Source organism: Streptomyces sp. NBC_00670, from assembly GCF_036226765.1.
In the GTDB taxonomy this organism is placed as follows: domain Bacteria; phylum Actinomycetota; class Actinomycetes; order Streptomycetales; family Streptomycetaceae; genus Streptomyces.
The window spans coordinates 284,065-297,511 of record NZ_CP109017.1 but is presented as its reverse complement, the minus strand read 5'-3'; the positions used below and the strand labels follow the sequence as shown (position 1 = coordinate 297,511).

Annotated in this window: 10 protein-coding genes; 4 read left to right on the top strand and 6 right to left on the bottom strand. The window is 71.0% G+C overall.

The window, feature by feature from the left end; genetic code table 11:
- Positions 1–53: 53 nt before the first annotated feature.
- Positions 54–416, top strand: a complete 363-nt coding sequence (locus OIE12_RS01280; RefSeq protein WP_329130756.1) for a DoxX family protein — start codon at positions 54–56, stop codon at positions 414–416.
- 15 nt (positions 417–431) lie between these two features.
- Here OIE12_RS01280 and OIE12_RS01275 read toward each other — a convergent pair whose 3' ends face one another.
- Together OIE12_RS01275 and OIE12_RS01270 are read right to left on the bottom strand one after the other, a co-directional pair.
- Complete coding sequence (locus OIE12_RS01275; RefSeq protein WP_329130753.1) at positions 432–1,382, bottom strand: SDR family NAD(P)-dependent oxidoreductase; 951 nt, start codon at positions 1,380–1,382, stop codon at positions 432–434.
- A gap of 181 nt (positions 1,383–1,563) precedes the next feature.
- Positions 1,564–3,981: an RICIN domain-containing protein gene (locus tag OIE12_RS01270; protein WP_329130751.1), complete on the bottom strand. Its 2,418-nt coding sequence runs from the start codon at positions 3,979–3,981 to the stop codon at positions 1,564–1,566.
- 377 nt (positions 3,982–4,358) lie between these two features.
- Here OIE12_RS01270 and OIE12_RS01265 point away from each other — a divergent pair, with 377 nt between their 5' ends.
- Positions 4,359–6,038: a tannase/feruloyl esterase family alpha/beta hydrolase gene (locus OIE12_RS01265; protein ID WP_329130749.1), complete on the top strand. Its 1,680-nt coding sequence runs from the start codon at positions 4,359–4,361 to the stop codon at positions 6,036–6,038.
- A gap of 38 nt (positions 6,039–6,076) precedes the next feature.
- On the opposite strand, the gene OIE12_RS01260 is transcribed toward OIE12_RS01265, so the two are convergent.
- Entirely contained in the window at positions 6,077–6,478 is a 402-nt protein-coding gene (locus OIE12_RS01260) for a YunG family protein (RefSeq protein WP_329130747.1), read from the bottom strand.
- An 87-nt stretch (positions 6,479–6,565) separates the two neighbouring features.
- Entirely contained in the window at positions 6,566–7,861 is a 1,296-nt protein-coding gene (locus tag OIE12_RS01255) for an MFS transporter (protein WP_329130745.1), read from the bottom strand.
- 415 nt (positions 7,862–8,276) lie between these two features.
- Between OIE12_RS01255 and OIE12_RS01250 the strand changes: the two genes are divergently transcribed.
- Positions 8,277–9,713 (top strand): sulfatase-like hydrolase/transferase, encoded by a 1,437-nt coding sequence (locus OIE12_RS01250; RefSeq protein ID WP_329130743.1) that lies wholly within the window; start codon positions 8,277–8,279, stop codon positions 9,711–9,713.
- A 207-nt stretch (positions 9,714–9,920) separates the two neighbouring features.
- On the opposite strand, the gene OIE12_RS01245 is transcribed toward OIE12_RS01250, so the two are convergent.
- Together OIE12_RS01245 and OIE12_RS01240 are read right to left on the bottom strand one after the other, a co-directional pair.
- Positions 9,921–10,793: a glycoside hydrolase family protein gene (locus OIE12_RS01245; protein WP_329130741.1), complete on the bottom strand. Its 873-nt coding sequence runs from the start codon at positions 10,791–10,793 to the stop codon at positions 9,921–9,923.
- Positions 10,794–10,828: 35 nt separating this feature from the next.
- Positions 10,829–11,827, bottom strand: coding sequence for a trypsin-like serine peptidase (locus tag OIE12_RS01240; protein WP_329130739.1), 999 nt, complete (start codon positions 11,825–11,827; stop codon positions 10,829–10,831).
- A 349-nt stretch (positions 11,828–12,176) separates the two neighbouring features.
- Between OIE12_RS01240 and OIE12_RS01235 the strand changes: the two genes are divergently transcribed.
- The gene (locus OIE12_RS01235; RefSeq protein WP_329130738.1) at positions 12,177–13,406 is read left to right on the top strand and encodes a beta-1,3-glucanase family protein; all 1,230 of its coding nucleotides are present in this window, start codon (positions 12,177–12,179) and stop codon (positions 13,404–13,406) included.
- The last annotated feature ends 41 nt before the right edge of the window (positions 13,407–13,447 follow it).

Sequence of the window (13,447 nt, the reverse complement as noted above, 5' to 3'; positions counted from 1 at the left end):
GTGGGATGGGAGCACAACCCTCCTCCCCCCCTCCCCTTCCCATGGACGGAACCATGAAGACCGCTTATTGGATCATCGCCGGTCTGCTCGCCCTGTTCTACCTCTACGGCGGCGGCGTGAAGGTGATCCGCAGCCGTGCGCAGCTGCTGCCGATGATGGAATGGGTGGACACCACCCCGATGCCGGCGGTGCGGGCCATCGGAGTCGTCGAGGTGCTCGGCGCGCTCGGGCTCGTCCTTCCGCCGCTGACCGGCATCGCCCCCTGGCTTGCCCTGGCCGCCGCCGTCGGGTTCGTGCTGCTGCAACTCGGGGCGACCAGGGTCCATCTGCGCCGCGGGGACCGGCGGATCGCCCTCAACCTGACGCTCCTGCTCGCCGCGGCCGTCACCGTGTGGACGGCGACGGTATGGGTGTGACCGCGCCCCTCCGCCCTACCGGAAGCCCAGGTCCGGGTCCGTGCCGGTCAGTTCCAGGCTCGCGGCCCACAGGCGGGCGGCGAGATCCGGGTCGGTCATGTGGGCGCGGGCGGACTCGCAGCGGGGCGCGCCGCGCATGCCGAACACTCTCGGGCCCCAGAGCTGCCCGCCCCGCACCTCCGGATCGAGGACGGCACGGACGACCGGCCACGCGCCGGCCTCCTTGCCCTGCACCAGGAGCCCCGCGGGCAGTCCGCGCAGCCGCTCGCCGGCCGTCGTCACCCGTACCCCGGGGCGGGACGGGGTGAGCGAGTCCAGCGCCCCGCCGGGGTGGGCCACCACACTGCGCACCGTGCTGCCGACGGCACGCAGCCGGCGGTCGAGTGCGAAACCGAAGACCATCTGCGCCAGCTTCGACCGGCCGTAGGCGCGCCCCGGCCGGTAGTCCCGGAGCGACTGGAGATCGTCCGGGTCCAGCCGCTCGGAGTTGGCCGCGAAGCTCCCCACCGTCACCACCCGGCCCGCCGGCGCCGCGCACAGCAGGGGCGCCAGCCACTGGGTGAGCGCGAAATGGCCGAGGTGGTTGGTGCCGAACATCAGCTCGTGGCCGTCCGCCGTCTCCCGGCGCGGCGGATGGTCGAGCGCGACCCCGGCGTTGTGCACCACGGCGTCGAGACGGTCGGTGCCGAGCCCGGCCGCGGCATCCCGCAGGGACGACAGGTCGGCGAGGTCGAGGGGGAGGTGCCGTACCCGCGCGCCGGGCACGTACGCGCGGATCGACGCCATGGCGGCCCCGGCCTTCGTGGCGTCCCGGCAGCCCAGGACGACGTCGGCGCCGGTGCCGGCGAGCTGCTCCGCGACGAAGTAGCCGATCCCGGCGTTGCCCCCGGTGACCAGGAACGTCCTGCCCTCGGCGGACGGCGGCCGGTGCACGTCCCACGGCCGGTTCGGGGAGGCGGAAGACACGATGACGGGCTCCTGTCGGTGAGAGGCGGTGTGCTCGGCGCGAGCACCTGCCCGACCAGGCTCACCGGGCCCACCGACAGCTCACCGACAGACCGTACCGACACTCACCGACACCCGCCGACAGATCACCGACAGCCCGCCGCGGCGGGGGTCGGCCCCGGTCACCGCCCGCCGCGGTGCCTCACAGGAACCGCCAGAGATGGTCGGCCGTGCCGTTGTCGTCGTACTGGACCACCTGCGCGCTGTTGGCGGTCGACATGTTGTCCACGCCGAGCACCTTGCCGCTGTTCCGGTTGCGCACGCGGTACCAGCCGTCGCCGTTGTCGACCAGCGTCCACAGGTGGTCGGCGGTCCCGTTGTCCTCGTACTGGACGACGAGTGCGCTGTTGGCCGTGGACATGCCGTCGACCCCCAGCACCTTCCCGCTCTGCCCGTTGCGGATCAGGTACCAGCCCTCGCCCCGGTCCACCAGCTGCCAGGCGTGGTCGCCGGTGCCGGTGTTGTCGAACTGCACGACACGCGCGCTGTTCTCGGTGGACATGCCGTCCACGGCGAGAACCTTGCCGCTGTTCCTGTTCTCGATCCGGTGGAACGGCGGCTCCGGTGTCCACGCCCGCCCGTCGGGCGCGGCCGTGGGGAAGGACGTCACCCGCAGCCGGGCCGCGCCCATCGGCACCAGGGTGACGGTCTCCTCCGGCGCGGTGCTGCGTGCGGTGCCGTCCTGGAGCGGGGCGACGACGTGCTCGTCGTCGGCGATCCACTCCTCGATCCGCCGCGCCCGCGCGGTGAGCCTCAGCGGAACGGCGTCGTGGGTGAAGGGCTGCGCGGGGACGGGGCCCCGGGCCCGGGTGAGGGTGAGCGGGGTGTCCGGCACGAGGCCGTAGTTCCAGGCGGTGGTGGCGTGCACCTCGTAGGAGGGGAAGGCGTCGGTACCGCCGTAGCGGTCGTACCGCTCGCCGATCTCCAGGGAGTACGTCAGCGGACCGCGCTCGACACTGACGGCGCCGTGCTGGTCGGGCCACTGCCGCAGCCGGGCTTGCTGCGGCAGCCGCAGCCGGACCACGTCGCCGTCGTGCCAGGTGCGGGTGACCGTGGCCCAGGCGGGCCCGTCCGGGGCCGTGACCGGCTTACCGTTGACGCTCAGTTCCGGCTCCCGGCACCAGCCGGGCACCCGCAGCCGCAACGGGAAGCGCACCGGCCGGGGGGTGGCGAGGGTGAGGGTGACGGTGTCCGTGAAGGGGTAGCCGGTCTCCTCGGTGACCGTCACCGTCGTGCCGCCCGCGACCTGGGTGCGGACCGTGTTCGGCGCGTACATCGCCGCGGCCAGCCCCTTGTCGGGGGTGGCGAGCCAGAGTTCCTCGGTGAAGTAGGGCCAGCCCATGCCGTAGTTGTGCGGGCAGCAGCGGTACTGGTCGACGCCGGCCTGGAAGGCCTGCATGGCGAACCCGTTCTGGAACTGTCCCTGCGTCTTGGGGCGGTTGTCGAGGTCGACGCTGTTGGCGCCGGTGATGTAGTGGGTGGAGGTGCCCTGCGGGTCGAGGGAGGCCGGGAGCATGTTGAAGGCGAGATCCTCGCAGCGGTCCGCCCAGACCGGGTCGCCGGTGAGCCGGGTGAGCAACTCGTGGCTGGCCATGAACTCCACGATGCCGCAGGTCTCGAAGCCCTGCCGGGGGTCGCCGAAGCCGGGGCGGTAGTTCTCGTCGCCGGCCAGCCCCCCGCCGGGGAACCGCCCGTACGCGGCCATGACGGTGTCGTAGGCCCGGTAGGTGGCGCGGGTGAGGTCCGCGGAGCCCGTGAGCCGGCCGTACTGGGCGGGTTCGCGGAAGCCCTGGGCGATGTTGACGTTGTGCCGGGTCGGCGTGGCACCCGTCCAGTCGACGCCCTGGGTGTGCATCTTCGCCGCCAGGTCGAGCAGGAAGGGCTCGCCGGTGCGGTCGTACAGCCAGACGGCGATGTCGAGCCCGTCGCCCCAGCGGTAGGAGACCCAGCTGGTGTCGAACGCGCCGGGACCCTGGGCGTTCATGAACCGCAGGAACCGGGTCAGGAACGGGACGACACGGGAGTCGCCGCTGTACTCCTCGTGCGTGCGCAGGGCCTGCAGCAGTGGGAGGAAGGGCCAGAAGTCGGGGCCGCCGTTGAGAGAGGTGCGCAGCGAGCGGGGCCCGAAGAAGCCGTCGCTCTGCTGGGTGGCGAGGATCGCGTCCACCCACTCGCGGGAACGGGCCAGCGCCCGCCGGTCGTTCGTGGCGATCGCCAGCGGGATGTAGCCGCGCAGCCAGTACGGCACCTCCTCCCACGCGTCGTGCTCCGGGTGGACCCAGCCGGTGGAGGCGAAGTCGAGGAAGTGCGAGGCCTCCTCGAACCGGCCGCAGAGACCGGCCAGTTGGAGGCGGAGCTGCCCGGCGAGCCAGCCGCGGGCGGTCACACTGCCGGGCGGCAGCCGCCGGAAGGCGTCGGGCGTCCGCGCCGCCGCCCCCGGCCGGCCCGCCGGGGCTGCGGGGACCGCCGCGACCGCCGGAGCCGCGAGCGGCCCGCCGAGCGTTGCCGCGCCGAGCGTCACGGCGCCGGCACCGAGGAGCGTACGTCTGCTGACGGACATGCGGTGACCTGCCTTCTCACGGGGAACGGAGCGGGCTGACAACGTTGTCGCACTTGTGCGAAGCGAGGACGGGGCGACGGTTTTACAACGTGGTAATGGCCGCAGGTATGACACCACGACGGGGAGGACGTGTCCAGCGTGCGCACAGCAGAAGAAACGGGTGGGAGCGCGGGGAGCCGCGGGGGCAGCCACCCGTCCGCCCGCACACGCCGCACGACTGCGCCCACCCGAACTCGCCGAGATGGTGGAACAACACCCCACCCCGCGGCCGTGAGGAGTGTGTCGCACGCACCTCAACCCCCGGGTGGCGGCGCCCTACTGTCGCGGCATCGCTTTGCCCGTGATCCGTGTCCGTGCGACGCAGAGGAGAGGTCGGCGTGAGCAGTACATCGGCAAGAGGCGCGAGGACCCGTCGGTTCGCCGTGCTGACGAGCATGGTCCTGTTGGCGGGGGTGACCCAGGTCCTCGGGGCCCAGGCCGCGACACCCCCCGACACGGCAGGCCGTACGGCGGCGGTGCCGCGGTGCGCCGCTCTGGACGGGACGGAGATCCCGGCGTCGGTCATGAGCCTGCCGACGACCGGGGGTCGCGTCGAGTCGGCCTCGATCGTGACCGGCGTCGTCAGCGGGAAGACGGTGCGGTACTGCCAGGTCGACGCCGGCCTCTTCCCCGTCGACCCCTCCGCGCCCGACATCAAGATGCGCGTCGCCCTGCCCTACGACTGGAACGGCAAGGCCCTGATGTTCGGAGGCGGCGGCTACAACGGCACCGTCCCCGACCTGACAGGAAACGTGCCGTTCGGCCCGACGGACCAGCCGGCGCCGCTGGCCCGCGGGTACGCGACCTTCGCCAGTGACTCCGGCCACCAGCAGAGCCCGACCGCCCCACCGTCCCTGGACGGCTCCTTCGGCGCCAACGACGAGGCGCTGAAGAACTTCGCCGCCGGTGACGCGCTCAAGAAGACCCGCGATGCGAGCCTGTTCCTCCTCCGGCACGCCTATCGCGCCCGGCCCGCCGAGGTGTACTTCGCCGGGGGCTCCACCGGCGGCCGTGAAGCCCTCACCGTCGCCCAGCGGTGGCCGAAGGCGTTCGACGGGGTGATCTCCGGATACCCCGCCTGGAACAACCTCGCCGAGGTCCTGGACCTGGGGTACCTGACGCAGGTCCTCTCCCGGCCCGGTGCTTTCCCCGGAGTGGAGAAGCAGACGCTGCTCCACGACAGCGTCATTGACGCCTGCGACGGCCTCGACGGTGCCGAGGACGGCGTCGTCTCCGACCCGGACGGCTGTCACTTCGACCCCGCCACGCTGCGCTGCCCGCACGGCACCGACACCGGACCGGCCTGTCTGTCGGACCCCCAGATCAAGGCCGTCGACGCCATGTCCTCCCCGTTCAGATGGGGCTATCGGGTCGCGAGCGGCGAGACCCAGTACCCCGGCTTCCCGTTCCTCTCGGGGGCCGACATGCGGACGCCGTTCCTCGGCTTCGGTACCACCGCACCGGCCGACCCCATGCCGGTCACCAGCGGCTACGGCATGCAGTACTGGGACCAGTGGGTCAAGTACTTCCTCACCCGCGACCCGCACTACAACTCGCTCGACCTGGATCCCCGTCACCCCGGTAAGTGGCTCGACCGCATCAGCCACCTGTCCACGATCGAGGACCGCAACGACGCCGACCTGCGCCCCTTCGCCCGCGCGGGCGGCAAGCTGCTCCTGCTCCACGGCGCCGCGGACGAACTGGTCTCGCCCCGCTCGACGAACGACTACTACGAGCGGGTCCGCGACACGGCGGGCGCCCGGGCGACCCACGACTTCCTGCGGTACTACGTCGTCCCCGGCGCCAACCACGCGAACTTCGGCACGCCCGCGTTCGCCGCGAGCTGGGACTCGCTCACCGCTCTCGAGGACTGGGTCGAGAAGGGACGCTCGCCCGGGAACCCGGTGGTGTCCGACGCGGCCCACGACCGCACCCGCCCGCTGTGCGAGTACCCCACGTGGCCCCGGTACCGCGCGGGGGACCCGGACCGCGCCGCGAGCTTCGGCTGCACCCGCTGACGCGCCCGTGACGGCAGGCCCGGAGCGGGGCAGCCGGTTCACACCGCCGGCCGCCCCCTCTCCAGCCGCTCCAGGACGCGGTCACGGAGGAGCTCGTACTCCTCGCGGAGCCTGCGCCATTCGGTCGTCGGCGGGCGGGGTATCACCGTGCCCCCGACGACGATCTCCTCCGGGGCGAACTGCTCCCGAGTGAGGTCGATCTCGATGCCCATGCCCAGACGGTTCCACCAGTGATAGTCCACGCGCCGGCCGTCGACGTGGACCTCCCCGCGGATCAGCTCGCCGCCCAGCAGGTCGTTGAGCATCATGGCGGTCACCCCGCACTGGTCCCGGGCCGGGTTGTCCCTGGTCCAGTGCTCCCGGAACTCGGGTGTGGCCGTCTCGGCGCTCCAACTGCTGCGGACGGCGGTCTCGATGTCGGCGAGAAGCAATGGTGTCATGCCGCCGATACTGCCAGCGGGCACTGACAACGGGCCCCGATGCGCGTGCCGGACCCCGCGTCTGCGAACTGATCCAAACGACAGGTCCTAGCTCCGACGGGAGGGGCCTTCCGGTCCCGGCCCCGCGGGCAGTTCCGCGGCCGTGACCGGTTCCGTGGCCGTGGCCGGTCCCGTGGGTGTGCCGGCCGTGACCGGGGCCGCTTCCGGCGTGGCGCCGGCCGAGGCGATCACCTCGGACGGGCTGCCCCGGTCCACCAGCCCGCCGGCCACCGCCAGGGCAAGGCCCGCCGCCGCGAGTACCGCGCCGACCAGGGCGGGGGAGGCCCAGCCCCAGCCCGCCGAGATGGCCAGCCCGCCGAGCCAGGCGCCGCCCGCGTTCGCCAGGTTGAAGGCGGAGTGGTTGGAGGCCGCCGCCATCGTCGGCGCGTTCCTCGCCTTGGCCATCAGCAGCATCTGGACGGGCGTGGTGACGAACGAGCCCAGCGCACCGATGAAGACGAGCGTCACCAGCGCCGGCACGATGCCGTCGGCCGCGAAGTAGAAGGCCAGCAGCGCCGTGGCGAGCAGGGCGAGCCCCGCGTACAGCGTCGGCCGCAGCGCACGGTCCGTCAGCGGACCCGCGACCAGCGTGCCGACGGTCATGCCGACGCCGTAGAGCGAGAGGACGAGCGTGGCCGAGGAGTCGGAGACGCCCGTCACGTGCGTCAGGATCGGCACCAGGTAGCTGTAGACGGCGAAGAAGCCGCCGAAGCCGACGACGGCCGTCACCAGGCCGATCCCGACGTGCCGGTTGCCCATCGCGCGCAGTTCGTGACCGATCCCCGCGTGCCGGCCGCGCGGCTGGTGGGGGACGAAGGCGGCCAGCATGGCGAGGGCGAGCAGACCGAGGACGGCGACCGCGACGTACGCCGACCGCCAGCCCAGGTGCTGCCCGAGCGCGGTACCGGCGGGGACGCCGACGATGTTGGCCACGGTCAGCCCGAGGAACATCCGCGACACCGCGCGCCCCGCCCGGTCGGGCGCGACCAGCCGCGAGGCCACGACGGCACCCACCCCGAACAGCGCGCCGTGCGGCAGCCCCGCCAGGAACCGCGCGGCGAACAGCAGGCCGAAGTTGGGCGCGAAGGCGGAGGCCACGTTGCCGACGACGAACACCCCCGACAGCATCAGCAGCAGCCGCTTGTGCGGAACGCGCGCGCCGATGCCGGTCAGTACGGGGGCGCCGACGACGACACCGAGGGCGTAGGCCGAGACGAGGTTCCCCGCGTGCGGTACCGACACCCCGACCCCGTCGGCGATCTCGGGCAGCAGCCCCATCGTGGCGAACTCGGTCGTGCCGATGCCGAAAGCGACGACGGCCAGGGCCAGCAGAGCCAGTGGCATGGGGAGGAACAACCTTTCGTGAGCGACGGTCGTGCGACCAGCGGCGCGTGCGGGGAACGGATTTGTCCGGCTCGCGCCGAGCACCATCGCCCGACGGCCCCTGAAGGGGGCGAGCCCCTCAGGGGTGCAGCCACGACCACGGCCCGCCTATTCCGACAACGGAGCGCGCTCCGTGTGAAACGTGTCACCAAGGTCCTTCCGGACGCGCGACCGGGCTGCCGACGGTGGGCAGCGGTCCCGCCGTGCGGCCGACGGTCCGGCTCGCGCCCGCCGCGGCGGATTAAAGCAGCACCTCCGGAATTAATTCGGAAAGCGATATGTGTGCCCGATTCGGCGTTGACCGTCCCCGATCAATACTGCCACCCTGCGGCACATGATTCGTGCGCGCACACTAATGGCGACGCTGGCCGCCGCAGTGGCTCTTCCACTGGGCGTCCAGCAGGCGGCCAATTCCTTTCCCACCGCCGATGCCGCCGCCAGTAAACCCAACATCGTGTTCGTCCTCACCGACGACATGTCCTCCAACCTCCTGCCATACGTGCCGGAGGTGCAGAAAATGCAGGCGCAGGGCATGACCTTCAACAACCACGAGGTCAGCAATTCACTGTGCTGTCCCTCCCGGTCGTCCATCTTCACCGGCCAATTCCCGCACAACACGGGGGTTCTCACCAACGAGGCACCGGACGGCGGGTTCGGCAAGTTCCACGCGAACGGCGACGAGAAGCACACCTTCGCCACGGCCCTGCACGCCAAGGGGTACCGGACCGCGATGATGGGCAAGTACCTCAACGGATACAAGCCCACCGACAGGATCGACGGCAAGAAGCCCTACGTGCCCCCGGGCTGGAGCCAGTGGAACGTGGTCGGCCCCGGCTACGAGGGCTACCACTACAAGATCTCCGACAACCACCGGATCGAGTCCCACGGCGGGAAGGACAAGGACTACCTGAACACCGTCCTGACCAAGAAGGGCAAGGCGTTCATCAAGAAGTCCGCGAACGCGGGCAAGCCGTTCCTGCTGGAACTCGCGCCCTTCACACCGCACAGCCCCTCGACGCCCGCGCCCCAGGACGAGAACGCGTTGCCCGGTCTGAAGGCGCCGCGGAGCCCCGCGTTCAACAAGATGCCGGCCAACGCGCCGTCGTGGCTCGCCAAGCGGGACCGGCTCGGCCAGAGCCAACTGGACAAGATCGACCGCAAGTTCCGCAAGCGCGCCCAGTCGATGCTGGCGATCAACCGGATGCTCGCGGCCATGCGTACCCAGCTCACCAAGTCGGGCGTCGCCAACCGCACCTACGTGGTCTTCACCTCCGATAACGGCTTCCACCTCGGGGAGTACCAGCTCCAGGCCGGCAAGCAGACCGCGTTCGACACCGACATCAAGGTGCCCCTGGTGGTCACCGGCCCCGGTGTCGCGGCCGGGAGCCGGACCGACGCCGCGACCTCGAACATCGACTTCGCGCCCACCTTCGAACGGATGGCGGGCGCCACCGTTCCCTCGCGCGTGGACGGTCACAGCATGCTGCCGCTCCTGGCCGACGGGAAGGCGAGCGGCTGGCGGCAGGCCAACATGATCGAACACCGCCACGTCGATCCGTCGCCGACCGATCCCGACAGCCAGCAACCGGTGGAGGGCAACCCGCCGAGCTACCACGCCATGCGCACTCGGCAGTTCCTGTACGTCGAGTACGCCGGCGGCGCCAAGGAGTACTACGACCTGAGCACTGACCCGAACGAGCTCGACAACATCGTGGGCAGGCTGGCCACGACACGGCTGAAACAACTCCACAAGCAACTGACCAGGCTGGAGAACTGCCACGGCGACGGTTGCTGGAAGGCCGGCCACCTGTGATCCGGCGATAGCGCGCTCCCCCACGGCCGGCCGTACCCGCAACCGGGTGCGGCCGGTCTTCGTGTGTGCGAGTCTGGCACGGTCGGCCCGCGCGCGTGCGAGTCGGGCACGGCCGGCCCTTGTGCGCGCTCCGGAACGGTGCCCCTCGGCACGCACGCCGAAGGGCTCGGACCGCCGGCCGGTGTGCCGTGGTCCGAGCCCCTGCCTTCAGCGTGCCGCCCGGTAGGCGGCACCCACCTTGTTGGCCTTCGCCCCGTGGTACAGCCCCGTCCCGTCACCACGGCTCGTGGAGAGCGTGAACCAGGCGTAACGCCGAACGTAGGACTGCCGGTTGAGCATGGCCGTCGACTTCTTCACGAACGCGGCCTGCCGCGCCTTCGTGGGGTAGCGGGCCACCCCGCCGGAGAAGTCGGTCAGCGCGTACTCGGTGAGCCAGATCGGCTTCTTGTACCGCTTGTACGTGGCCTTGAGGTAGGCGCGCAACTGCCTGGTCGCCCGCGTGCTGTCGAAGTCCGCGCCGTACCAGTGCAGCGGGATGAAGTCGACCCGGTAGTGCCGTGCGGCCGCACCCTTCATGAAACGGTCCAGCCAGCCACCGGGGACGTCGGCGCCGGAAGCGACCGCGGGGGCGCCGAGACGCATACCGGTCGCCTGCAGCCGCGGCCACAGGTCGAGGGCCTGCTCGACCGTCATGTTCGACTGCTGTGCGAAGTCGGGCTCGTTGAAGCCGAGCAGGACCTTGCCCTGCGCCTTGGCCCGCCGGAGCTCCGTCCTGTTCACCGACTGCGGCCCCCAGATCATGGGGACGAACTCGACGCCGGCAGGCGCCTTGATCCCGCCCCGGCCCGAGGACCAGGTGTAGAACCAGCCGACCTTGGCGTTGGCCATGGCCTTGGTGACGCCGTCGAATTTCCAGGCGCTGATGCCCTTCTTCGTCGCCGCCGCGGCGGACACCGGGGCGGTGGCCGCCGCCGTGTCCGCCGTCGCCGCCGCGGCGTGCGCGCCGCCGGCCTCCGCCGTTCCCAGCGGCAGCAGCATCGCGCCCGTCAGCACCGCGGTGACCACGCGTGTTCTTCGCATACGGATACTCCTTCCGGTGGAGCGGTCCGACCGGGTCACGCGCCGGCGGCCTTGCGGTACACGGTCCGGGCCACCTTGCCCAGGTAGGGGTGGTACTCACTGTTGCCGGCGCCCACACTGATGTTGCCGATCAGGAAGCCCTTGCCGGTGGCGGGCTTGAACCCGGCCAGGAAGCCGCCGCCGCTGGAGCCGCCGGACTGCACGCAGTCGATGCCCCACATGGTCGAGCCCGGGCGGCCGGTGTCCTTGTGCTCCTTGCCGACGCAGTGGTTCAGACGTTCGCCGCTGCCCTCCGCCGCCGAACCGCCGTAGCCGAAGGAGTGCACCTTCTGGCCGTTCGGGTGGTTGAACTTGATGCCCTGGGCGCCGACGATCTGTTTGAGCGTACGGCCGTTGTGCTTGCTCAGCCGGGCGAAGCCGAAGTCCCAGTTGGCGTTGGCGCCGGAGGTGACGTAGCGCTTGCTGTGGAACAGCTTCTTCGCGGTGAAGGTGCCGTAGGGGCGGTTGCCCTGGTGGTAGGCGGGGATGAAGACCCAGTTGCGGTAGACCTCCCCGCTCTGGCCGTCGACCACGCAGTGACCGGCGGTGAGGACGACGGAGCCGTTCTTGCTGTTGGCGACCGTCGCGGAGCAGGTGTACGTGCCGGAGTTCGCCTGGAAGAAGACCTTGCCGGCCGTCTTGCGGATCAGCCCGCCGCCCTTCCACGCCTTGGGCCGGGTGACGGCGGCCGCGCTGACGTCACCCGCCCCGGTGCCCGTGGCCGGGGCCACGCTCGCGTCCGCGCCGGAGGTGACCGGGGTGTCGGCGGAGCCGCCCGTCGGGACGTCGCCGACGGTCATCTCCTTCGCGGAGGCGAGCCGCTCGGGGGTCCAGAACTTCAGCGCGGCGTCCTGCTCCTGTGCGGAGAAGGACGTCACCTGCGTGTCGTCGTCGGCGGTGGTGGTGCCGGTCGCGTGAGTGGCCGCGGCGGCGCTGCCGACCCAGCCCGTGGCGGACAGGGCAAGAGCACCGAGAACAACGCCCGTGCGCTTCATCAAAACAACTCCGAATAGGTCGGGGATTTATTTCCGGCACCCCGGACGAATAGGAGACCGGGGGCGTCGACAGCGTGACACGAGTGGAGCGGTCCGGCCCATGAAATACGTCGGGAAAAAATGCGGAACAAATCAAATCCATCGGCCCGGTGGAAATCCTTTCGGAAGCTGCTGGAATGCGCCGGGAATTGCGGTACGGTCACCCTCGCCGTCGGCGATCTGCTGCGGGTCGACCCGAGAGCGCCCCACGCTCTCGCCCCGGCGGCCCGGCCGCGGTGGCATCGTCACCCGGCCGCGGTGGAAAACACCGGGTCCACGACGAGAACCAATGAGTGAAGGAGTATTCCGGATGACGCACGATCAACCGCGTGAGCTGGCGCGGCGTTCCCTGCTCCGGGCCGCGGGAAGTGCGGTCCTGGCCGGCTCCGCGCTGTACGCCGCCGCCCCGCTGTCCTTCGCCGAGTCGGGCGCCCCGGCCGCCGGGCAGTCGGACGCGACTGCGAGTGCCGCGGCGGCCGGGGGGAAGCTGCCGCTGACGGTCGTCAACCACAGCGGGACGCACAACAACTCCGCGGTCCATGTGTACATCGTCGGCACCAACCCGGCCGGCAAGCAGGTCCACGTCAACCATGCGGGCAAGGCGGTCCCGATCGCCCTCTCCGACAACGGGGCGAACGGCTTCACGGACTACGCCCTCCCGCTGAAGGCGAACGGGGCGACCCACCTGCACCTGCCCCGGATGTCCGGCCGGATCTACGTCTCCATGGGCAGGAAGCTGAAGTTCAAGGTGGTGCGGGACGGTGACGGCCGGCCCGCGATCCAGCACCCGGCCGGCTGGGTCTCGTCCGACCCCAACTACCACGTGCTGCACGACTTCGCGGAGTTCACCTACGACGGCTCCGGCATGCACTGCAACACCACCATGGTCGACATGTTCAGCATCCCGATGAACCTCCGGCTGACCGGCCGCGGCCACCACACCACCGGCGAGGTCCGCAAGGGAGGCAGGGCGGACGTCTTCAAGGCCATGCGGCGGCACGAGGCGTTCGACCGTCTGGTGGTCAAGGGCCTGCGCGTCATCGCCCCCAGCCACGGCCTCGACGCCGGCCGCTTCCCGAAGGACTACTACCACCCCTACATCGAGAAGGTGTGGGACCACTACAAGCAGCACGACCTCACGATCAAGACGAACGCGGGCACCTTCACCGGCCGGGTGAGCGGCGGCAGACTGACCTTCCACGGCCCCGCCACCATCTCCTTCGACAAGCCCACCACACGCGACATCCTCTTCTGCGACGGCGCCCTGCTCGCCCCCAACGACGGGGTGCTCGGGCCGGTGGCCGCCGTGCTCGGAGCGGGCTTCAACCGCTCCACGCTGCTGCGCGCCGGCGCCCAGCCCACCGCGCGCCCGGCGGCGTTCTACCAGCCCACTGTCACCAACCACTACGCCCGGGCGATCCACTCGGTGGTGAAGAACGGCAAGGCGTACGGCTTCGCCTTCGACGACGTCGCGAACTTCGCCTCGTACGTCGAGGACCCCGCGCCCAAGCGCCTGCAGTTGACGCTCACCCCGTTCTGATCCCGCTCCGCGCCGGGGCCCCTCCCTGCCAGGGGCCCCCG

What these genes read in the sequence shown, in the direction of transcription:
- OIE12_RS01235 (WP_329130738.1), top strand. Translation starts at nt 12,177, where the DNA reads ATGACGCACGATCAACCGCGTGAGCTGGCGCGGCGTTCCCTGCTCCGG.
- OIE12_RS01255 (WP_329130745.1), bottom strand. Translation starts at nt 7,861, where the DNA reads ATGCCACTGGCTCTGCTGGCCCTGGCCGTCGTCGCTTTCGGCATCGGC.
- OIE12_RS01260 (WP_329130747.1), bottom strand. Translation starts at nt 6,478, where the DNA reads ATGACACCATTGCTTCTCGCCGACATCGAGACCGCCGTCCGCAGCAGT.
- OIE12_RS01240 (WP_329130739.1), bottom strand. Translation starts at nt 11,827, where the DNA reads ATGAAGCGCACGGGCGTTGTTCTCGGTGCTCTTGCCCTGTCCGCCACG.
- OIE12_RS01270 (WP_329130751.1), bottom strand. Translation starts at nt 3,981, where the DNA reads ATGTCCGTCAGCAGACGTACGCTCCTCGGTGCCGGCGCCGTGACGCTC.
- OIE12_RS01280 (WP_329130756.1), top strand. Translation starts at nt 54, where the DNA reads ATGAAGACCGCTTATTGGATCATCGCCGGTCTGCTCGCCCTGTTCTAC.
- OIE12_RS01245 (WP_329130741.1), bottom strand. Translation starts at nt 10,793, where the DNA reads ATGCGAAGAACACGCGTGGTCACCGCGGTGCTGACGGGCGCGATGCTG.